This is a genomic window from Acetobacter sp. AAB5 (assembly GCF_050106715.1).
GTDB lineage: Bacteria > Pseudomonadota > Alphaproteobacteria > Acetobacterales > Acetobacteraceae > Acetobacter > Acetobacter oryzifermentans.
Genome location: NZ_JBNIEW010000001.1, coordinates 228,186 through 249,304, shown reverse-complemented (window position 1 = coordinate 249,304; position 21,119 = coordinate 228,186). Strand labels below are relative to the sequence as shown.

Sequence of the window (21,119 nt, the reverse complement as noted above, 5' to 3'; positions counted from 1 at the left end):
ATTATTCGCGTTTCATACCTGTTGTATGGCCGCCACACCAAGATGTACGTGGCCAAACTGCATCAGTTTGCGGCAAGGCTGCCTGTTGTTGGGAGCGCTTGCATTCGGCTACGGGGGTGCTACGCCTGCATGCAGTCTTGTAGGGCACAAATAGAAGGCGGATTTCATGGCTGAAACACTTAAGGTTGGCGTAATTGGAGCCGGACATTTCGGACGTTTTCATGCCTTGAAAGTGCGCCACGTTGCGCGGGAAACGCTGGTGGGGCTGTTTGACCCCGATAGCAAGCGCGCGGCCTTGGTCGCAAAGGAAGCCGGATGCCCCGTTATGCAGGATGTAGATACCCTACTGGCGGCGTGTGATGCCGTGGTTGTGGCTGCTCCAGCAGAATTTCATTTTGAACTGGCAGTGCAAGCGCTGCGTGCGGGTAAGCATGTGCTGGTGGAAAAGCCCATAGCCGCCACGCTGGAACAGGCAGATTTTCTGGTTACTCTGGCGCATGAAAGCGGGCTGGTCTGTCAGGTTGGGCACCTGCTGCGTTATTCTGCCGAGCACGATGCCATTACCCAGCGCATCACCCGCCCTCTTTATATAGAGGCCACACGCATTGCCCCCTACAAGCCGCGCGGCACGGATGTATCCGTTATTCTGGATCTGATGATCCATGATCTGGATCTGGTTCTGGCTATTGTAGATAGCCCCATTGCGCAGGTGGATGCTTTGGGTGCGGCGGTAAGCTCTGCTCATGAAGATATTGCCAATGCGCGTGTGCGGTTTGAAAACGGCTGTGTGGCCACCATAACCGCCAGCCGCATCTCGCTGAAAACGGAACGGCGCATGCGCCTGTTTTCTGAGGAAGGCTACTTGTCCGCCGATTTTGTAAAACGGGAACTGACAATGATTGGCCGTGATCGGGGCCTTCCCTTACCGGGCACAGGCGGATTCCGGCGCGAGCACATCACGTGGAAAGAACATGATTCGCTTATGGCTGAACACGAAGCTTTTGTTGCTGCGTGTCTGGATGGTGCCCCTGTGGTGGTGGACGCAAATGCCGGTCGGCGCGCTCTGGCGGCGGCTCTGGCCGTGGCAGATGGTATTGCCGAATCTCGCCGCCGGATGGAGCTTTCCGGACTGATTCAGGCCGAATAAAAAAGCACCCCACAGAAGCGGGAGAAAACCGCCACTTTCAAAATTTCAAGCCCCTTTTTCTGGCTTCCTGTGCAAAATTTCACTAGATATAGGGGGCGAGATAGAGCACAAGCACGAGATATGGTGCGGAGGCAAAGCCCCCCATCCGACCCCAAAATTGACGCAGAAAATAGCGGAGTAACCCAGCCATGACCCTGATTGACGTACAGGAAAATGACATTCGTCGTTCCTCGTCCGGGGGCGCAGAAGCCGGGGAACCCGATCTGTTCAATGCTGGCAAGATGGAAGATATGGTGCAGTTGCCCGGCCACCACCAAGTGCGGGTAGATCGCTCCCGTGATGCGTTGCTAACACCTTTTGGTAAGGCCACGCTGGATAACCGTTACCTTTTGCCGGATGAAGGGTATCAGGATCTGTTTGGCCGTGTGGCCTCGTATTACGGGGCGGATGCAGCCCATGCCCAGCGTATTTATGATTACATCAGTAAGCACTGGTTCATGCCAGCAACGCCTGTTCTGTCTAACGGCGGAACATCACGCGGGCTGCCTATTTCGTGCTTTCTGAACGAAGCCAGCGATAGCCTGAAGGGCATTGTTGACCTGTGGAATGAGAACGTGTGGCTAGCCAGTAAGGGCGGCGGCATTGGCTCCTATTGGGGCAACCTGCGCTCCATTGGTGAAAATGTTGGCCGCAACGGCAAAACATCCGGCGTTATTCCGTTCATCCGCGTGATGGATAGCCTCACACTGGCTATTTCTCAGGGCTCTTTGCGCCGTGGGTCTGCTGCGGTGTATCTGCCAGTCTGGCACCCAGAAATTGAAGAATTTATCGAACTGCGTCGCCCCACTGGGGGAGATCCCAACCGTAAGGCGCTAAACCTGCATCATGGTGTGCTGGTGTCAGACGCCTTTATGCGGGCCGTGGAAAGCGATGATGAATGGGCGCTGATCTCCCCTAAGGATAGCAGTGTTATCCGCAAGATTTCTGCCCGTGGGTTGTGGATACGTATTCTTACGGCCCGCATGGAGCAGGGTGAGCCCTACATTGTTTACTCCGACCATGTGAACAATGCGCGGCCGGAACACCACAAGCTGGCCGGGTTGGAAGTAAAAACCTCCAACCTGTGTTCCGAAATTACGCTGCCAACCGGGATCGATCATCACGGCAAGGCACGTACGGCTGTATGCTGTCTTTCTTCCCTCAATCTGGAAACATGGGATGAGTGGAAGGATAACCCGCAGTTTATTGAGGACGTGATGCTGTTCCTTGATAACGTGCTGCAGGACTTCATCGACCGTGCGCCAGAAGATATGCACCGCGCCAAATATGCGGCCATGCGTGAACGCTCTGTTGGGCTTGGTGTTATGGGCTTCCACACCTTCCTGCAAAGCCGCAACGTGCCGTTTGAAAGCGTGATAGCAAAAGTCTGGAACCGTAAGATTTTCAAGCATATTCGTGAGCAGGCGGATGCAGCATCCCGCAAGTTGGCGGAACTGCGCGGCCCATGCCCGGATGCTGAAGAATACGGCGTTATGGAACGCTTTTCTAACAAGATGGCCATTGCGCCCACGGCGTCCATTTCCATTATTGCGGGGAACGCCAGCCCGGGCATTGAGCCAATTGCGGCCAATGTGTTCTTGCAGAAAACGCTTTCCGGCTCCTTTACCGTACGTAACCGGCACTTGCAGAAGCTGCTGGAGGAAAAAGGGCAGGATACGCCGGAGGTGTGGTCTTCCATCACCACCAGCAAAGGCAGTGTGCAGCATCTGGACTTTTTGACCCAGCAGGAAAAGGACGTGTTTAAAACCGCGTTCGAACTGGATCAGCGCTGGATCGTGGAGCATGCGGCAGATCGCCAGCCGTTTATCTGTCAGGCACAGTCCGTCAATCTGTTCCTTCCGGCCGATGTGCATAAGCGGGATCTGCACCAGATCCACTACATGGCTTGGAAGAAGGGCCTGAAATCTTTGTATTATTGCCGCAGCCTGTCTATCCAGCGTGCAGATACAGTGAGCAATGTTCTGGCCAAGAATGATGTGATGAATGTGGATTCATCCCAAGCAGCGTCAGGTTCTGCATCAAGCGGGAATGACTACGAAGAATGCTTGGCCTGTCAGTAAGCATTGGCTACTAACAATTTGTTTATAAAAGAAATATGACGGCATCCTGCGTGTTGCCGTTAAGGGAGGCAGCATGAGCGAGCATATGTCTGGTCAGGAGCCGCAGCAGGAACAGAAGTTTGACCTGCTGACAGCCAACCCGGTTTACAAGCCGTTCCGCTACCCGTGGGCGTATGATGCGTGGCTGACGCAGCAGCGCCTGCACTGGCTGCCAGAAGAAGTGCCTCTGGCCGATGATGTAAAAGACTGGCACCGCGTTCTGAACGAAGGTGAACAGCATCTGGTGACGCAGATTTTCCGCTTCTTCACCCAGTCCGATGTGGAAGTGAACAACTGCTACATGAAGCACTACAGCCGTGTGTTTAAACCCACGGAAGTGCTGATGATGCTTTCAGCGTTCTCTAACATCGAAACCATTCATATTGCAGCGTACAGCTACCTTCTGGATACACTCGGTATGCCCGAAACCGAGTATTCCGCTTTCCTTAAGTATAAGGAAATGAAGGATAAATACGATTACATGCAAACGTTCACGGTGGACAGTAAGCATGAAATCGCCAAAACGCTTGCAGCCTTTGGGGCCTTTACGGAAGGGCTTCAGCTTTTTGCATCCTTCGCCATTCTGCTAAACTTCCCGCGCTTCAACAAACTTAAGGGCATGGGGCAGATTGTGTCATGGTCTGTGCGGGATGAAACACTGCACTGCCTGTCCATTATCCGGTTGTTCCGCGTGTTCATTCAGGAAAACCCTGAGCTGTGGACAGAGCAGCTGCGCACGGAACTAACAGATATTTGCCGCACCATTGTAGAGCATGAAGAGGCCTTTATTGATCTGGCCTTTGAAATGGGTGCTGTAGAAGGGCTGAATGCGGAGCAGGTGAAAACCTATATCCACTTTATTGCAGACCGTCGCCTTACCCAGCTTGGGCTGGAGCCAATTTACAACACCACAACCAACCCGCTGCCGTGGTTGGATGATATGTTGAATGCCGTAGAACACACCAACTTCTTTGAAAACCGCTCCACGGAATACAGCCGCGCTTCCACAGCCGGTACGTGGGAAGAGGCTTTTGAAAACTCCGTGTTCGAATAAACAGCTTATAGCCCCGGTAACGGGGCGCCTTCTTCCAGCACTGTGCGAGCCGATGGCGTGAAAGCTCCATCGGCTTCGTGCAGCACCAGCCCAGCCAAAACACGGGCTGGGCTTTTAACGCCTTTGCGGGCCTGCACCAAGACAATGCGCGATTCTCGTCCGGCCTTTGGCCAGAACGGATAAAGCGTAACACCCCCAAATCCGGATTTGCTCAGGCAGAAAATGGCTTGGTCTGCCAGTGCCGCGGGCAAAGCAAGCGTAAGGCTGCCCTTATGGCGCAGGATTCGGGCAGCGCCTGCAATCCATGTGGGTAAAGTATCTGCCCCCATACGCCGGGCCAGATCACGACGCGGGTGCGCCGAGGCTGTGCCTAAAGGGGCATGCCACGGTGGATTCGCCATGCAGTGGTCAAAATATTGTTCGGGCAGCGGGTTATCTTCCAGAAAAACATCGGGAAATGTGGCGTTTAGAATCCTGATATTTTGCTGGTGGTTGGCGGCCATGTTTTGTTGGGCCAGAGTTGCTGTATCACTTTCTTTTTCCACGCCCGTGCCCTGAAGGGTGGGGGCGCGGTGGAGCAGGCAAAGCAGCCCGGCCCCAGCGCCACAGCCAATTTCCAGCACATGCTGGCCTTTACGGGCCGGTACAGCGGCAGCCATAAGCACGGGTTCCAACCCGGTGCGATAGCCTTGCAGAAACTGGCTATAGGAGATACGGCCACGCAAAAGCGTTCCGGGAGTAATGGCAAAACGAGCTGGCATGGTTTCCGATGGGAGCTATGTGTCTGGCTGGCTTGAATTCGTAGGCGCTTGACCGTTTTTCAGGTGCCTCGCATATAGAAGAACGTCAACTCATCCCATGGCTGGGGGATAAAACGTTTGGGTGTTGCAATCAGTCTGTCAGAAACAGGCAGAACCACAAGCCAGGATGGATCTGGAGTTTCAGTGAGTAAACCAGGAGAAGCAGGCCTGAAAGCGCTGGCCGATTATCTTGCGTCGGACATGCTTGCCTGCAATCAGGTCATTGTAGACCGTATGCAAAGCCCCGTGGCACTTATACCGCAGCTTGCGGCCCATTTAGTGGCGGCTGGCGGAAAGCGGCTGAGGCCCTTGCTCACTCTGGCTGCGGCCAGAATGTGCGGCTACAATAATCAGGATGGGCGCATGCGGCATGTAGAAATTGCCGCGTGTGTAGAATTCATTCACACAGCCACGCTGCTGCATGATGATGTGGTGGATGACAGCCAGCTTCGCCGTGGGCTGGCAAGTGCCAATGCCATTTTTGGCAACAAGGCTTCTGTGCTGGTGGGGGACTTCCTGTTTGCGCGGTCTTTCCAGATTCTAACAGCCGATGCCTCACTGGGTGTTATGGCGATTCTGTCTGCGGCTTCTGCCACGCTGGCGGAAGGTGAGGTCATGCAGATGACCACGCAGAATGATCTTTCCACATCGGTGGATCAGTATTTGCAGGTTATCTACGGCAAAACAGCAGCGCTGTTTGCTGCTGCGTGCGAATCTGGCGCTGTCATTGGTGAAGCTACGCCAGAACAGCGTGAAGCATTGCGCATGTATGGTGCCAATTTGGGCATGGCTTTCCAGCTTGTGGATGATGCGCTGGATTATGCGGCAGATCAGGCCACACTGGGCAAGGAAGTAGGGGATGATTTCCGTGAAGGAAAAGTCACCCTGCCTGTTCTGGCAGCTTACGAAGCCGGGAATGAGGAAGACCGGATTTTCTGGCGCCGGGTGATTGAGGAATGTGATCAGCACCCCGGAGATCTGGAAGCCGCGTTGGCCCGTATTGCAGAAACAAATGCAATTGGGATTACCCTAAAGTGTGCGGAAGATTACGCGGCTAAAGCACGTGAAAATCTTTCCATGTTCCCAGATGACACATTGAAAAACCTGCTGCTGGAAACGGCCAGTTATTCTGCCAGCCGCGAGCGTTAAGAGCAGCTGTGTATTGGGGGCTGGCTATTACGGGTTAATAGCTGGCTTCTACCTCATTAATATCTTCCCATAATGTCACAGCACTGAACCTGTAAGGCTTTAAGTGTGTGAGCAGGGCTTGATCGTTCTGAGTATCAGGTAGGGCCGTAAACCATGCGCAGGGGTGTGCGTGGGTTTTGTGTGGTAAATGAGCCAGCAGGTTGCAGGTATGCCGCGCTACGGCTGGTGCGGGGTCTAGCCACGTCAGGCCGGGTGGAGAGAGCGCACGCAGGCGGTCCAGCACAAAGGTATAATGTGTGCAGCCAAGGCCTACAGCATCCAGTCTGTTAGAATCCGGGTGAACAAACAGCCCTTCTATTTCTTGTAAAATCGTAGAATCAGGCACATCCTGCCCACGGAAGGCTAATTCCGCACACCCAGCCAAGCCGGGGGCGGCGTGGGCAATAAGTGTGCATTCTGGCGCGTAAAGCGCATGGAGCCGAGAAAGGTAGGGCCGCCGCACGGTGGCGCGTGTGGCCAGCAACCCGATAACCTTGGTTTGGGTGATACGCGCAGCCCAGCGTATGGGCGGAACACATCCTACAAAGGGCATATCTGGCCATGCGGTCCGCAGGGCTTCCAGCGCTAATGTGCTGGCCGTATTGCAGGCCACCACCACAGCCTGAGGCTGAAGCCGCCGAATAGCCTGAGAAAGCAAGGAGACGATTCGCTCAATAAGAAAATCGTCATCCTGTTCGCCATACGGAAAAATGGCGGTGTCGGCCAAATAATCTATGCAGACATCTGGCGCCAGCGCTTGAATGGCCCTGACAATACCCAAGCCCCCAATTCCGGAATCAAATGCCAGAATATGCCGGGGGCCAAAAAGGGCAGGGCCATCTATCTGCACCGTTTTATTTATCCTTGTTGGCTTTAAATGCAGCGGCTTCTTCCAAAGTGCCAACGCCACCGTGGCGAGCAGACCAAGCGCAAGGATCTTCCAGAAAACGCCGCACTTCTGATGCAGCTTCTTCAGAAAAGTATGGCCGTGTAGAGCATGCTTCTAGCACATCCCACCATGTGCACAGGGCATGCAAAGATACGTTCATTTCTGCAAGCGTGTTCTGCGCACCGGGGAAAACGCCGTAATAGAATACAACAAATGCGTGGTTGATAATGGCGCCAGCATTACGTAGCGCGTTGGCAAACTGCACTTTGGAGCCACCATCGGTGGTCAGATCTTCCACCAGCAGGGTGCGCATGTTTTCGGGCACATCGCCTTCAATCTGGGCATTGCGGCCAAAGCCTTTGGGTTTTTTACGCACATAAGCCATCGGCAGCATCATGCGGTCTGCCATCCATGCGGCAAACGGAATGCCTGCGGTTTCACCACCCACAACGGCATCCAGGCTTTCATACCCAACGTGGCGGCCAATTTTTTCCACCCCAAGTTCCATAATTTTGGCACGGGCGCGGGGGAAAAAGATAATGCGGCGGCAATCAATATAGACGGGAGATTTCCAGCCAGAAGTCAGGGTGTAAGGATCTTCCGGGCGGAAATTTACGGCTTTGATTTCCAGCAGCAGGCGTGCGGTGGTCAGGGCCGCGTCGCGGTCCCAGTCGCTGGTCTCAGCGGGGTGGGCAGAGGCCACGCCTGAGGGTGATGTCATGTGCGCATGTCCTTGAATTTGGCGGTTGTCTATATATGTTTGGAATAACGCCGCAGGCGTGGAAAATCTATGCCTGATATGGCAGTTTTCCTGCATATGCATGCCAGATAAATAGGTGTGCGGCGTATGAGTGAAAAACTTGTGATGTTCAAAAGCCCCAGAATTGATTTTTGCACCTTGCTTATATGGTGGATGTAGCGTTTAATCATTCCCAGTTAAGATTGATTATCAGTTAAGGAATATGCCGTGGCCGCCGAAGCTAATCGTATCGCGCGCAAGTGTGAGCGGGCCGTTATAACGGCTTACAAGGAACTGCGCGAAGTTGGGACAGCGGATGTTACGGCATTTAATGCCTGCACCACCTTGTACCGTATTCATCACCCCGAAGCATCAGTGAATGAGGCGCGCCGCCTTGTGTCCGAATGGATTGATCATCACGTTGTCCGCATGGATTCCGGGCCAACCAAAGGGTGTGATTGCAACTAACGCACCTAAGGCGTACAGCCCTATGTAATCAGACGCATGTTCCGTTAGGGCATGCGTTTTTTTATGCCCAAGTGGTGGCTTGTGTCTTTGTGACGCTGAAGAACAGTACAAACAAAAAGCCGGTCTTCCATAAGGAAAACCGGCTTTTTGGGTTAGCCTCTCTTACCGTTTGGCAAGAGGCACATAGTCGCGCTGTGGTGCGCCAATATAAAGCTGGCGGGGGCGGCTGATGCGCTGGCCCGGTTCTTCAATCATTTCCTTCCACTGGCTGACCCAGCCGGTGGTGCGGGCTACGGCAAACAGCACGGTGAACATGCTGGTGGGAATGCCCATGGCCTTGAGAATGATGCCGGAATAGAAATCCACATTCGGGTAGAGCTTGCGCTGCACGAAGTAATCATCGCTCAGGGCAATTTTTTCCAGCTCAACAGCCAGATCAAGCAGCGGATCGTCCTTAATGCCCAGTTCTGTCAGCACTTCGTGGCAGGTCTGCTGCATGATCTTCGCACGTGGGTCGAAGTTTTTGTAAACGCGGTGGCCAAAGCCCATCAGCTTCACGCCGCTGTTCTTGTCCTTCACCTGCGCAATAAAGGCAGGGATGTTTTCTTTTTTGCCAATGCGAGCCAGCATTTTCAGCACGGCTTCGTTAGCGCCACCATGTGCAGGCCCCCACAGGGCGGCAATGCCCGCAGCAATACAGGCAAACGGATTGGCACCTGTAGAACCCGCCAGACGCACGGTAGAGGTAGAAGCATTCTGCTCATGATCGGCATGCAGGATCAGAATCCGGTTCATGGCGCGGGCCAGAACAGGGTTAACCTTGTAGGGTTCGGACATGCGCGCGAACATCATGGACAGGAAGTTTTCTGCGTAGTTCAGATCATTCCGCGGATAGATGAAGGCTTCACCCTGCGTGTATTTGTATGCCCATGCTGCAATGGTTGGGATTTTGGCAATCAGGCGCATGGCGGCCAGATCCCGGTTGGCGGGAATGGCAATATCGTTGGCATCTGGGTAGAAGGCAGACAAAGCCCCAACCGTGCCGCACAGAATGGCCATGGGGTGGGCATCACGCCGGAAGCCGTTAAAGAAGTTGCGGATCTGCTCGTGCAGCAGGGTGTGGTTTGTAAGGGTGTTGGTGAAGGTATCGTACTGTGCCTTATTCGGCAGTTCACCATTCAGAAGCAGATAGATAACTTCCTCATAGGAAGCATTTTCCGCTAGCTGGGCAATGGGGTAACCACGGTGCAGCAGAACACCCTTGTCGCCATCAATAAAGGTGATTTTGCTGTTGCAGGCGGCTGTTTCCCCGTAACCGGGGTCAAACGTGAAAACGCCCAGTTGCGCCGGAAGTTTGCGGATGTCGACAACATCCGGTCCCAGAGTGCCTGAAAGTACAGGCATTTCGGCGGACTTCCCACCAACCGAAATGGTAGCGGTAGATAGCTTACCTTCTTTCTGCGACGCGCTCATTAGTGTTTCCTTTTGCATGTTTGGGCCACGGTCGCTGCTGCGGCCTGCTCGTTCCACTTTGTCACCTATTCAAAAGGAAACCGGAAGATTGCCGGCGATAAACGAAGCGTTATCGGAACGGAGTATGCTTGGAAAACCACAGTTTTTTGGGATTAGGGTCGCGCGAATGTGTGCAAATGCATGCTTTGGCCATCGCACATTTGCCAGCGTGTCATATCCGGCAATGTGTTGCTTCCGTACATTTCAAAAATGGCAACAGCCCCCGGGGCGAATCCCTGGTCCAGTTCACTGGCCTGCATATCTAAGTGGTGGGCCAATAAGGAAATACCTGGATTATGCCCAACCATCAGCACGGTAAGGGCTGCATCAGGCACCTGCTGAATTTGTGCCAACAAAGCCTCGGGCGTGGCTTCGTAAATATCCGCACAATAATCCGGCGGAGGGAGAGTGGGCGGAAGAGCCATGACTGCCCCTGCCAACGTCTGCCGTGTGCGTAAGGCCGGGCTGCATATAATACTATCAGGAACAATGCTGTGCGCTGCCAGCCAATGCCCGCAGCGCCGTGCCGCCTCTTGCCCCGCAGGTGTAAGGGGACGGTTCATATCAGCTTCAGGGCTGAAATCTCCTAACGGGGCGGAAGCTGCTTCAGCATGGCGAAGCAGAACAAGGCGGCGCATGCGTAGGCCTTATGCCTTGGGGGATTCGGCTGTTTGCCGTGCGATGGCCTCATGGTGCCGGATAACTTCATGGATAATGAAGTTCAGGAACTTTTCAGCAAAATCCGGGTCCAGATGCGCATCCTCTGCCAGTTTGCGCAGGCGGGCAATCTGCTGGGCCTCACGCGCTGGGTCTGCTGGCGGCATGTTGTAGCGTGCTTTAAGTGCCCCCACAGCCTTGGTGCAACGGAAGCGTTCCGCCAGCATGGAAACCAAGGCGGAATCGATGTTGTCTATGCTGCAGCGCAGGTCCTGAAGGGCCTGAGTGGGGGAGATGGACTGGTCGTCTGTCACGGTCATGCTGTTCCGGTTCTGTCAGAATATGCACCAGCGCCTGTAAAATGCGCTGTGGTTGGTAAAGTCTGCTCAGGCTTTTTCCACAAAAGGTGGGGGCAGGTCTAGCCATGCCAGATGTCCCCCTTTGCCTGCACCCGTATCTACAAAAATGGCCTGCCCGCCAGAACGGCCCGGAATGGCCAGCGGGCAGCCATTGGTGGAGCGCTGATCATGCCCGCAATAAATGGTGTACCCTGCGGGAATGGTGTTTACCCAATTTAGCGTGCGTTCGGGGTATCCATCTGGCTGCATGCGATTTGTTGTTTCTCCAAACAATGCGCGAGAAAGCAGATAGGTAACGCGGCCCAACGGCGGTGGCGGTGGTTCCATCAGCATACGTGGGTCAAATGCGCCGTGTACAAAAACGGTCTGGCCCATAACCAACCATGCCGGGGCGTTTTCCAGCACGGGCAAAAGGGCATGCAGCACATCGGTGTTTTCTGGCTGGTAAAGCTGTGCCAGCGTTTCTTCTAAATGAGGGGTAGAGCGCAAACGCTTGCCCATAAGGGCGCGGCCAAGTTTGCGATCATGGTTGCCAATTAAAAACAGCCCCCGTTTTTCGTGCATGACCTGCAACATCAGCCGCAATACGCCTGCGCTGTCTGGCCCGTAATCTACGAGATCACCTAGCTGAATCACAAAGCGGTCTGTGGCAACGGCATGGCGGAAAGCGTCCAGATCTCCATGCACGTCCCCCACAATGCGGAGTCCGTTTCGCATTGCATCTTTCACGTTTCCGTCAGGGGGAAGCAGTTCAAGCATGGTGTTTTAATCCGTTATTTCCTTACTTCCATGTAGGCTTTTCGAGATCAAACAGGAACTGGAACAGCAAGTTTTTTTTCATTTGCCCCCAGATCGTGCACAAGTATGTGACGCGCCAGCACGATCTGTTTGCGCTTACGTTATACGGGCAATCGGGTTTTTGAAAAACAGCCTGAAACGGAAGGATAACATGCCACAGGTAGAAGAATGTGCTGGAACGGCTTCAAACAGTTGCAGCCGCGCCTTCTTGGTGGTCTGTGCTTTCGGGAATTCGGAACAGCTTGAAAAAGAACAGGAAGCCCTCTCATGACAGAGCGCATTCGGAACGTCGCGCTGCGCAGTAAAGTATGTCCGGCAGAAACCGCATCCGAGTTGATTAAACACGGTGATGTGGTGGGCACCAGTGGTTTTACTGGTGCAGGCTACCCCAAGGAAGTACCCAAGGCGCTGGCCCGCCGAATGGAGGCTGCGCATGATCGGGGTGAGAAATACCAGATCAGCCTGATTACGGGTGCCTCTACCGGCCCACAGTTGGATGGTGAACTGGCAAAGGCCAACGGGGTTTATTTCCGCTCACCGTTCAATACGGATGCCACCATGCGCAACCGTATTAATTCGGGCGAGACAGAATATTTTGATAACCATCTGGGGCAGGTAGCTGGCCGCGCCATTCAGGGCAATTACGGCAAGTTCAACATTGCTCTGGTGGAAGCTACAGCCATTACGGAAGATGGCGGTATTGTGCCTACATCTTCTGTCGGCAACTCCCAGACATTCCTCAATCTGGCTGACAAAGTCATTATTGAAGTGAATGAATGGCAGAATCCGGCGCTGGAAGGCATTCATGATATCTGGGATGGCAACGTAAGCGGTGCGCCAACGCGTGATATTGTGCCGATTGTACGGGCAGACCAGCGCGTGGGTGGTACGGTTTTACGTGTAAACCCAGACAAAATTGCTGCCATTGTGCGCACGAATGATAGGGACAGAAACGCCCCATTTGCTGCGCCGGATGAAACAGCCAAGGCCATTGCAGGCTACCTGCTTGATTTCTTTGGGCATGAAGTCAAACAGAACCGGCTGCCGCCATCACTTCTGCCGCTTCAGTCTGGCGTGGGCAATGTGGCCAATGCCGTGCTGGAAGGGCTGAAGGAAGGCCCGTTTGAAAATTTGGTCGGGTATAGTGAGGTCATTCAGGATGGCATGTTGGCCATGCTGGATTCAGGCCGTATGCGTATTGCTTCTGCCACATCTTTCTCACTCAGCCCGGAAGCGGCGGAAGAAATCAATAACCGTATGGATTTCTTCCGGAACAAGATCATTCTGCGCCAGCAGGATGTGAGCAACAGCCCCGGCATTATCCGCCGTTTGGGCTGTATTGCCATGAACGGCATGATTGAGGCAGATATTTACGGCAACGTAAATTCTACCCGCGTGATGGGTTCCAAGATGATGAATGGTATTGGGGGTTCGGGGGATTTTGCCCGCAGTTCCTATCTATCCATCTTCCTGTCTCCCTCCACGGCCAAAGGTGGCAAGATTTCTGCCATTGTGCCTATGGCTGCGCATGTGGACCACATCATGCAGGATGCGCAGATATTTGTAACCGAGCAGGGTCTGGCAGATTTGCGTGGGCTTTCACCCGTGCAGCGTGCGCGTGAAATTATTTCCAAGTGCGCACACCCAGATTACCGGCCCATGTTGCAGGATTACTTTGACCGTGCGCTCAAGAACTCCTTTGGCAAGCATACACCACACTTGCTGACGGAAGCTCTTTCCTGGCATCAGCGGTTTATTGAAACAGGCACCATGATGCCTGCATAAAAAGAAGAAGGGGTAGGTTTTCTACCTCTTTTTTCTGGCTTCTTCCTGCATCTTTAACAGAGGTGGGAAGAAGCCTTTTTTATGCTTAGCTTTTATTGGTGGTTGTATCAGCTATTTGTGTGGGCTGTTGAGTAATCATGATATCCACAGGGCGTTCAGCCAGAAACTCACTGGTGGAGCTTTTGGGTGTGTCCGGATTATCCGTAATAATGGCTTCGGCATCGCGGTGTGTCAGGGCAAACAAATGCGGTGCGGCAGAGGGTGAAAGATAGGCGGCATAAGGATGGTGGCCTGCCAGTTTATGGGCTGCATAGGCATCGTGCTCGGAATGCACGGGAATGGCTACCATAATTTTGGAATCGGCATGCAGAACGGTTTCTGTGTCCTTATGGTCTGCAGGTACCAGAATAACCCTATCCCGCATCCGGGTTTTGCGTACCAGCTTTACCACATTATCGGCACTGGCGCTGTTGATATCCAGCATCAGCAGCGTGTTGGAGTGGTGGGCAGAGGCCAGCACGCCTTCTAGCTCGTTAGAGCCGGGTTCCACCATAATCCGGCCATCCGGCCCATTGGCAAGTTCCAGCCGTAGCATGGAGGGCACGCCATCATGAGGTGAGGAGGTGGAAACCGGGGTGGTTACAAGCCCTGTGCCCGGTGTGCAAACAATCAGCCCATGATGGATGCGCGCCATAATGCCATAGGCCTTGGAGTGTTGCACAACCAGTGTTGTGCCCACGGCCACGCACAGCCCAACGGCCAGAGCGATCTTTTTAAAGCAGCCACGAGAAGACTTGCTGCTCTGTTGCGCAGAGATGTCAGCCGCCTTTTCAGGATGCGACATTCGGTTCTTCCTTATCATTCTGGCCAGCCATGGAAGCAGCCCGTGCCAGATCAACTGAAAGCACGCGGCTTACGCCTCGCTCCTGCATGGTGACACCAAACAGGTGATCCATATGGGCCATAGTTAACTGATGGTGGGTTACCACCAGAAAACGGGTTCCCGCTTCGGTTACCATATCACCAAGTAGGGCGCTAAAGCGGCCTACATTGGCATCATCCAGCGGTGCGTCCACTTCGTCAAGAACGCATACAGGTGCAGGGTTACAGCGGAAAACCGCGAAAATCAATGACAATGCGGTTAAAGCTTGTTCACCCCCAGAGAGAAGGGAAAGTGTAGCAAGCTTTTTACCTGGTGGCTGGGCGTAAATTTCCAGCCCTGCTTCCAGCGGATCATCACTACCCACCAGCCCCAAATGCGCACGCCCACCGCCAAACATGCGGGTGAACAAAGACTGGAAGTGGTGATCCACCTGCGTAAACACGGCCATCAGCCGTTCACGCCCTTCTTTATTTAGTGTGCCGATGGAACCACGCAAGCGGCTAATGGCAGCTTCTAGATCTGCAATCTCATCTGCCAGCGTGCGCGCTTGGGTAGATGCCTCTTCGGCTTCAATTTCTGCACGCAGGTTAACTGGCCCCATATCCTCGCGTTCACGCGTGAGACGAGAGATTTTGCGGCGTAGGGAGCTTTCAGCCGCTTCTGTCAGATCTCCCGTGGGTTGACGCGGCGGGGCAGGGGTATCGGCCAAAAGTTGATCCAGAATGGCCTGTGCCTGCTCACTTTTAGCATCGGCTTTCAGCAGGTTTTCACGCGCAGTGTTTAGCTCAGCTTCTGTGCGGCGGCGTTGTTCATTGGCGGCGTTTAATGCGGATTCGGCTTCAGCGCGTATTTTATCAGCCTGTGCATAGGCTTCTTCGGCTTCTTCCAGTGCTGAAAGGGTTTGCTGTTTCTGGCGTTGTGCTTCAGCCGGAAGTTCTGAAACCTTGGTGTGCTCATTACGTGCTGTTTTTACGCGTTGGGCTGCGTTTTCAGCTTCTGTGCGCGCTGTGGTGGCGCGTTGGCCCCATTCTTCTGCGGCGGCCACAAGAGATGTCAGGCGTGTTTCCAGCGTTGAAGCTTCGGCCTGAAGAGTGGCGCGCAGTTCACGCGTTGCTTCTAGCTGGCTGGTAAGAGCCGCGCGTTGCGTGTGCAACTGGGCGAGTGTTTCCTCGGCATCCTGTGGCAGGTCTGCGGCTGTTTGGGCTTCTGTTTGTGTGGCGGCTGTAAGTTTATCTTGGGAGTCCTGCTGTTCTTGCTGCAATTCTTCTAGCCGAGGGGTTAGGGCGGCAATTCGGCTGCGCAGCGTAAGGGCCTGCTCCTGCATTTTTTGCTGCTGTTGGATGGTGTCTTGAGCAGTTTTTTCGGCTTGGGCAAAGGTGGATGTGGCTGTTTGAAAGGCCTGTTGCGCCTGTTCCAGATTGTTTTGTGCGTCTTTCAGGGCCGCTGCTGTGGCGTTTTCTGTTTGGGCAGATGTTAACCGCTGCTCAAGTTCAAGAACGTTGGCTTCTTCGGCTTCCAGATTCTGGCGTAGGCGCTGGCGTTCTGGCGCAAGTGTTTCCAGCCGCGTTGTGGCGGCTGTGTGCTGGTTTTCTGTTTGGGTCTGCTTTTGCTGCGCCCGTTGGAAGGTTTGTTCTGCCAGTTTAAGGGCTGTGCGGCAGTCCTGCTCCGCTTTTTGTGCGGCTGCATGCTGTTCCCGCGCGGTGGCGAGGGCTTGTTGAAAGCTTTGAGCTGGAGGCAGATCCTGTTGTGCTGCTGTGGCCGTTGCCAAGGCAGATTCGGCTTCTGTTTTGGCGGCAAGCGCGCGTTCCTGCTGTGGACGCAGCGCATCTAACCGTGCCCGGAACGATGTGTGCTGGCGTTCCAGCTCAGATTCCTGCGTACGGGCTTTTTGCAGGTTTTGTTCTAGCTTGCTGCGTTCTATGCGCTGCTCCTGCGCCAGCTTTTCCCCGGCCTGCACATTGGTGCGGGCGGCTACAGCTTTTTGCTCAGTTTGCGGAACATGCTGTTCCATTTCCGCAATGCGGGCCGAGGTTTCGCGCAGAATACGGCGTTGGGCCAGCCTGCGGGCAGAGGAATCGGGTTCACCCGCGCGGGTGTAAAAACCATCCCACCGCCATAAATCTCCGGCGCGAGAGACCAAGCATTGCCCTGGCAAAAGTTGTGCCTGCAAGCTGGCGCCATCTGTGCCATCGGGCACAACGCCAGTATATGCCAGCACTCTGTTCAGTTCTGGCGGGGCCGTAATAACGGATTTAAGCGCAACAGCTTTGCCGGGCAAAGGTGCGGCAGTAGCATCTTTTAGCAAATGCCAGCCGCGCGGGGCATTGTCTGCTGCGGGGGCGTCCAACCCATCTGTAAGCGCTACAGCCAGCGCAACTTCGTATTCCTCGGGAACGGTGATCTGAGCAGATATGGGCTCAGCCGAGGCTTCTTTCTCATTCCCCAGTGCTTCGGCCAAGCCTTCAGCTTGCGCACGCAGGCGGGTGAGTTCGGCTTGCAGGGTGGTAAGCTGTTGCTGAGTTTGCGTTTGTTCCTGCCGATGGTGTTGCAGGTTGTGCTCTGTTGTTTCAAGCGCCTGCACAACTGTTTGCAGGGCCTGTTCTTGTGTGGCGCGTTGTTCCCGCGCTTGCTTGAGCGCATCTTCAGGCGGGGCGTCTGCCTGTGCTTTTTCCAGCGCTTGCGTAAGGGTTTGGGCTTCCTGCGTTGCGCGTTTGAAAGAGGATTCGGCAGCCCGCAGGGTGTTTTCTGCATTGCGGCGCTGGGCTTCAGCTTCCTGCGCGGCGCGGCTGGCATCAGTTAGGGTTGTATTGGTGGTTAGCCGTTCTGTTTCAGCTTTTTCCAGCGCTTCACGGGCAGCTTGCACGGCTTGAGAGGCCGCTTCGGTTTCCTGCTTAAGCTGGGTTCGGATGCTTTCTTCAACCAAAGCGGCCAGCGTATCGGCATGACGTTTTTCCGCTTGGGCGAGATCAGCCTTGAGAGAATCCAGCCGAGAGCGCGCTTGTTCCAGAGTGCGGCGCAGTTCGGTAAGTGCTTGTTCTGCTGCCTGTGCATTATTGCGCGCAACGGAAAGCGCCACATTGCATTCAGACCGCGTGCGCTCCGCCGCATCCAATGTGGTTTTGGCGGTCTGGAAAGTGGTTTGGGCTTCTTCGACAGCTTTTTGTGTAGCTTGAATGGCCTCAGAATCCGGCAGTTGCTGCTCTAGGGATGCCAATTCTGCCTGTAATGCGGTGTATGCAGCCGCAATACGGGCATGGTGATTTTGTGCGGCTGTTAGATTTTCTGCTGCGCGTTCATGGGCGGCGCGTGCGGTGTTCAGATCTGCGGTTAACTGGGTGAGCTTCTGCTCTGTTTCTGCCAGTTCTTTTGTAAGAGCCTGTTGCTTTGCCTCTGCCTCTGCCGTGCGGGCAGGGAGTGAGATAATGTTGGCTTCTGTTTCTACTTTTTCAGCTTGCAGGCGTTCAAGTGTTGCAGTGGCATCATCCAGCCGGGTTTTGGCTGCGTCTGCGTCTGCTTCATGCTGTTTTAGGCGTTCTGCTGCATCATTAGCCTGTGTGGCGGCGCGTTCTTCTTCCCGCGCAACGCCTTCGGCCAGCACACGGCACCGTTCCAGCGCGGTGCGGGCGGCATCGGCTTTTTCTCTGGCTCCGGGCAAAACCTTATTGGCTTCAAACTCGGCAACCACCGCGCTTTCTGCGGCTTCTTCATGTTCGGTTAGGGCTTTACGGGCGCGGGCGGCGTTATCAATCGCGCGTTCTACAGCCAACCGGGCACGTGCATGCAATACGGCCAGAAGTTCTGTTTCGGCTTCTCGCAACGCAGCAGAAAGTTCTCGGTAGCGGCTGGCATCGCGCGATTGTTCGGCCAGCCCATCCAGCCTGTCTGAGAGTTGCTGGCGGCGGTCTTCTGCGCGTGTCAGGTTGGATTCTGTGGCGCGTAGCTTGAGTTCTGCTTCATGCCTGCGGGCGTGCAGGCCGGTAATGCCTGCGGCTTCTTCCAAAATGGTGCGGCGTTCTTCTGGCCGAGCGCCCACCAGCATGGCTACGCGGCCTTGGCTCACCATGGCGGAAGAACGTGCGCCAGATGCCAGATCGGCAAACAGGGTTTGCACATCTCGCGCACGTACGGGGCGACCATTTATGCGGTAATCACTGCCAGACCCGCGTTCTGCCCGGCGGGTAATTTGCAGTTCGTCCATATCTGCAAAGGCGGCAGGGCCAAAACCCTTGGTGCCTTCCAGCGTAACAGTTACTTCGGCTAAAGATCGGGCAGGGCGGCCTGTGGTGCCTGCAAAAATAAGATCATCCATTTCCCCCCCACGGAGGGAACGGGCAGAAGATTCGCCCATAACCCAGCGCAGGGCTTCCACCACATTGGATTTGCCACACCCATTGGGGCCGACAATACCTGTCAGCCCGGGCAGGATTTCTACCGTTACCGGATCCGCAAAGCTTTTGAATCCGACAATGCGCAGACGAACAAAACGAACTGTCATGCAGGTAAGGGGCGCGGGCTTAGGAGAACATGCGTAAGCTTAGCTGGCTTTTGCCAAATATTTGGTAAAGTCATCGTAAGTTAGCGCGCTGGACACCTGCTCTTTATTGTTGAAGCGGAAGGTGGGGGTGGAATCAAAATGGAATTTGTCCTGCGCTTCGGTCTGCTGGTTTAAAATGAACTGCATGAGTTGTTGATCAGCAATGGCTTTTTCAAACGTATCGCCCGGCATACCGGCAAAGGCGGCCATTTTCTTGAGCTCATCCTTCGGGTTGCCTTCCTTGGTGTAGGCCCAGCGGTCCAGACTGGAAAGCAGGGAGGAGCAGAAAGGCTCATACCGTTCTGGTGGCAGGGTGCGGGCTACCATGGCGGCAACTGTTGCAAGCTGATCTGTGGGGAAATCATGAAAAACGTAGCGGATTTTCCCGGTATCAATCAGTTCTTTCTGCACCTGCGGAAAGGTGTTTTCTGCAAAATGCGCACAATGAATGCAGGTAAGGGAGAACCATTCTTCTACAACAATTTTGGCGTTCGGGTTGCCCAGTTCACGCGGGGTGAAGCGTGTATCTGTGGCATCTGCCGCTACAGAGATACCGCGCAGGGCAGTGGAGGCAACGGCCAGACTTCCGGCAGCTAAAATGGAACGGCGGGTGAAAGACATGGAAATCCGGTCTCCCTTAATGGGTGCAAATCATAAGCGGTTAAAGGCATGACGGCAGATTTGCTCCGCCGTCAACCCACAGATTTATCCGTAGTAGCAGATGCTTCGGCCTGAGCAGGTGTTGCAGACTGTTCGGCCAGCTTGCGCACGCGCACGCGGCGGATGTGCCGGGCATCTGCATCTAGCACGCGAAAGAGATAGCCATTTTCATGCGTCAGCACTTCACCACGGGTAGGGACATGCCCTGCCATGCGGAACACAAGCCCGCCAATGGTTTCAATTTCGGCTTCTCTTTCACTCTCGGTCAGAATGGGGCCGATGGTTTTTTCAAACTCTTCAATCGGGCAGCGTGCATCTATATCGAAAGACCCATCAGGCCGTGGGGTGATCATGACAATGGCAGGTTCATCATGCTCATCCGAAATGTCACCCACAATGGTTTCAATCAGATCTTCAATGGTTACCAAACCATCAATGCCGCCGTATTCATCAATCACAAGCGCCATGTGGGTCTGGCGCTGGCGCATCTGTAACAGCAGATCCAGCACCGGAATTTGGGGGGCAATCATCAGCGGTTGGCGCAAAAGTACTTCCAGATTAAAGGCCTCGCTGGTGCCAACATAGGCAATCAGATCCTTCACATGGATCATGCCTACAATATCATCCAACTGATCCCGATAAACTGGCATGCGGGAATGGTTTTCCCGCCGCATCATGGCCAATGCTTCGTCCAGACTGATGGAAACCGGCATGGCTACAATATCGGCGCGCGGTACCATCACATCATCGGCGGAAATGTTGCGCAGGCGCAGCACGTTGGCAATAAGTGCGCGTTCTTGCCTGTCTAGCTCCGGTTTTTCACCCGTTGCAGAGTCTTCTGGTTCATCCGCAGCCTGCTGCACAAGCGCGGCAATGGAGCTGCGCAGGTCTGTTTGATGTTTTTTGCGGTGGAAAAAGGAAAACAGGCCGCGACTATTGGCTTCCTGCTTGTCTGAAGAGGAATCGTGTTCGCTCATGATCGGGGTTTCCAAGGGTTGGGAACCCTGAGCCGCGAAAGCAGGCGGGATTCCAGCATCTCCATTTCGCGCGCTTCACCAGGATGGTGGTGGTCATACCCAGCCAGATGAAGGCTGCCGTGGATGACCAAATGCGCAAGATGGTCTGCAACAGGTTTGCCAGCTTTGCGGGCTTCACGCACCACGGTTTCCAGCGCCAGAATAATGTCTCCGCCGTTAATGCCGGGCGGAGGTTCAAATGTTAGCACATTGGTCGGGCGGTGTTTGCCACGGTGGCGGCCATTCAGTTCTCGCACCTCCCGATCTGTTGCCAAAACAACAGTATCGGGCAGGCCGCCGTATTCTGAGCAAGCGGCCAAGGCGCGCCATACCAACTGTTCCGGGTTATGCACATAAGAGCGCCAGCGCCTATCCCGGATAAGGATTTCAGGGCCTTCGTTCTGCTCATCGGAAAAAACAGCCTGAAAAGGCAGGCTTTTTTCTGGGGCATCCATATCCTGCATAGGGATA

The 21,119-nt window shown here is 54.5% G+C and carries 18 protein-coding genes; 6 read left to right on the top strand and 12 right to left on the bottom strand.

The window, feature by feature from the left end; all coding sequences use genetic code 11:
• The first annotated feature begins 166 nt into the window (after positions 1–166).
• From ACP7IZ_RS01180 to ACP7IZ_RS01170, 3 genes are all read left to right on the top strand, one after another.
• Complete coding sequence (locus ACP7IZ_RS01180) at positions 167–1,147, top strand: Gfo/Idh/MocA family protein (protein WP_426847529.1); 981 nt, start codon at positions 167–169, stop codon at positions 1,145–1,147.
• A gap of 188 nt (positions 1,148–1,335) precedes the next feature.
• Positions 1,336–3,267 carry a ribonucleoside-diphosphate reductase subunit alpha gene (locus ACP7IZ_RS01175; RefSeq protein WP_426847528.1) on the top strand — a complete coding sequence of 644 codons (1,932 nt, stop codon included), beginning with the start codon at positions 1,336–1,338 and terminating at the stop codon, positions 3,265–3,267.
• Positions 3,268–3,340: 73 nt separating this feature from the next.
• Positions 3,341–4,360: a ribonucleotide-diphosphate reductase subunit beta gene (locus tag ACP7IZ_RS01170; protein WP_006115142.1), complete on the top strand. Its 1,020-nt coding sequence runs from the start codon at positions 3,341–3,343 to the stop codon at positions 4,358–4,360.
• A gap of 5 nt (positions 4,361–4,365) precedes the next feature.
• Here ACP7IZ_RS01170 and ACP7IZ_RS01165 read toward each other — a convergent pair whose 3' ends face one another.
• Complete coding sequence (locus ACP7IZ_RS01165) at positions 4,366–5,121, bottom strand: tRNA1(Val) (adenine(37)-N6)-methyltransferase (RefSeq protein ID WP_426847527.1); 756 nt, start codon at positions 5,119–5,121, stop codon at positions 4,366–4,368.
• Between the two features lie 117 nt (positions 5,122–5,238).
• On the opposite strand from ACP7IZ_RS01165, the gene ACP7IZ_RS01160 reads away from it, so the two are divergent.
• A complete protein-coding gene (locus ACP7IZ_RS01160; protein ID WP_426847526.1) occupies positions 5,239–6,309 on the top strand; it encodes a polyprenyl synthetase family protein in 1,071 nt (356 codons plus the stop codon).
• A gap of 34 nt (positions 6,310–6,343) precedes the next feature.
• Here ACP7IZ_RS01160 and ACP7IZ_RS01155 read toward each other — a convergent pair whose 3' ends face one another.
• Positions 6,344–7,198 (bottom strand): glutamate racemase, encoded by an 855-nt coding sequence (locus tag ACP7IZ_RS01155; protein WP_426847525.1) that lies wholly within the window; start codon positions 7,196–7,198, stop codon positions 6,344–6,346.
• Between the two features lie 4 nt (positions 7,199–7,202).
• The gene (locus tag ACP7IZ_RS01150; RefSeq protein ID WP_012812827.1) at positions 7,203–7,958 is read right to left on the bottom strand and encodes an orotate phosphoribosyltransferase; all 756 of its coding nucleotides are present in this window, start codon (positions 7,956–7,958) and stop codon (positions 7,203–7,205) included.
• Between the two features lie 246 nt (positions 7,959–8,204).
• Here ACP7IZ_RS01150 and ACP7IZ_RS01145 point away from each other — a divergent pair, with 246 nt between their 5' ends.
• Positions 8,205–8,444 carry a hypothetical protein gene (locus ACP7IZ_RS01145; RefSeq protein WP_003622965.1) on the top strand — a complete coding sequence of 80 codons (240 nt, stop codon included), beginning with the start codon at positions 8,205–8,207 and terminating at the stop codon, positions 8,442–8,444.
• Positions 8,445–8,606: 162 nt separating this feature from the next.
• Here ACP7IZ_RS01145 and gltA read toward each other — a convergent pair whose 3' ends face one another.
• The 4 genes from gltA to ACP7IZ_RS01125 all read right to left on the bottom strand — a co-directional run bounded on the left by gltA (position 8,607) and on the right by ACP7IZ_RS01125 (position 11,731).
• Positions 8,607–9,917: a citrate synthase gene (gene gltA, locus ACP7IZ_RS01140; RefSeq protein ID WP_426847523.1), complete on the bottom strand. Its 1,311-nt coding sequence runs from the start codon at positions 9,915–9,917 to the stop codon at positions 8,607–8,609.
• Positions 9,918–10,069: 152 nt separating this feature from the next.
• A complete protein-coding gene (locus tag ACP7IZ_RS01135; protein WP_426847522.1) occupies positions 10,070–10,594 on the bottom strand; it encodes a SixA phosphatase family protein in 525 nt (174 codons plus the stop codon).
• Positions 10,595–10,603: 9 nt separating this feature from the next.
• On the bottom strand, positions 10,604–10,933 hold the full coding sequence (locus ACP7IZ_RS01130) for a chorismate mutase (RefSeq protein ID WP_426847521.1): 330 nt from the start codon (positions 10,931–10,933) through the stop codon (positions 10,604–10,606).
• Positions 10,934–10,999: 66 nt separating this feature from the next.
• Positions 11,000–11,731: a metallophosphoesterase gene (locus ACP7IZ_RS01125; RefSeq protein ID WP_063353922.1), complete on the bottom strand. Its 732-nt coding sequence runs from the start codon at positions 11,729–11,731 to the stop codon at positions 11,000–11,002.
• Positions 11,732–12,037: 306 nt separating this feature from the next.
• On the opposite strand from ACP7IZ_RS01125, the gene ACP7IZ_RS01120 reads away from it, so the two are divergent.
• Positions 12,038–13,555 (top strand): acetyl-CoA hydrolase/transferase family protein, encoded by a 1,518-nt coding sequence (locus ACP7IZ_RS01120; protein ID WP_426847520.1) that lies wholly within the window; start codon positions 12,038–12,040, stop codon positions 13,553–13,555.
• A gap of 85 nt (positions 13,556–13,640) precedes the next feature.
• Here the strand turns inward: ACP7IZ_RS01120 and ACP7IZ_RS01115 are convergent, their stop codons facing one another.
• The 5 genes from ACP7IZ_RS01115 to ybeY all read right to left on the bottom strand — a co-directional run bounded on the left by ACP7IZ_RS01115 (position 13,641) and on the right by ybeY (position 21,112).
• On the bottom strand, positions 13,641–14,399 hold the full coding sequence (locus ACP7IZ_RS01115; RefSeq protein ID WP_426847519.1) for a hypothetical protein: 759 nt from the start codon (positions 14,397–14,399) through the stop codon (positions 13,641–13,643).
• Positions 14,386–18,933, bottom strand: a complete 4,548-nt coding sequence (locus ACP7IZ_RS01110; protein ID WP_426847517.1) for an AAA family ATPase — start codon at positions 18,931–18,933, stop codon at positions 14,386–14,388. The genes ACP7IZ_RS01115 and ACP7IZ_RS01110 overlap by 14 nt, the downstream gene beginning before the upstream one ends.
• Before the next feature lie 39 nt (positions 18,934–18,972).
• Positions 18,973–19,593, bottom strand: a complete 621-nt coding sequence (locus tag ACP7IZ_RS01105) for a thioredoxin domain-containing protein (protein WP_426847516.1) — start codon at positions 19,591–19,593, stop codon at positions 18,973–18,975.
• Positions 19,594–19,664: 71 nt separating this feature from the next.
• Complete coding sequence (locus tag ACP7IZ_RS01100; RefSeq protein WP_426847515.1) at positions 19,665–20,609, bottom strand: hemolysin family protein; 945 nt, start codon at positions 20,607–20,609, stop codon at positions 19,665–19,667.
• Positions 20,606–21,112 carry an rRNA maturation RNase YbeY gene (gene ybeY, locus ACP7IZ_RS01095; RefSeq protein WP_426847649.1) on the bottom strand — a complete coding sequence of 169 codons (507 nt, stop codon included), beginning with the start codon at positions 21,110–21,112 and terminating at the stop codon, positions 20,606–20,608. The genes ACP7IZ_RS01100 and ybeY overlap by 4 nt, the downstream gene beginning before the upstream one ends.
• Positions 21,113–21,119: the final 7 nt, after the last annotated feature.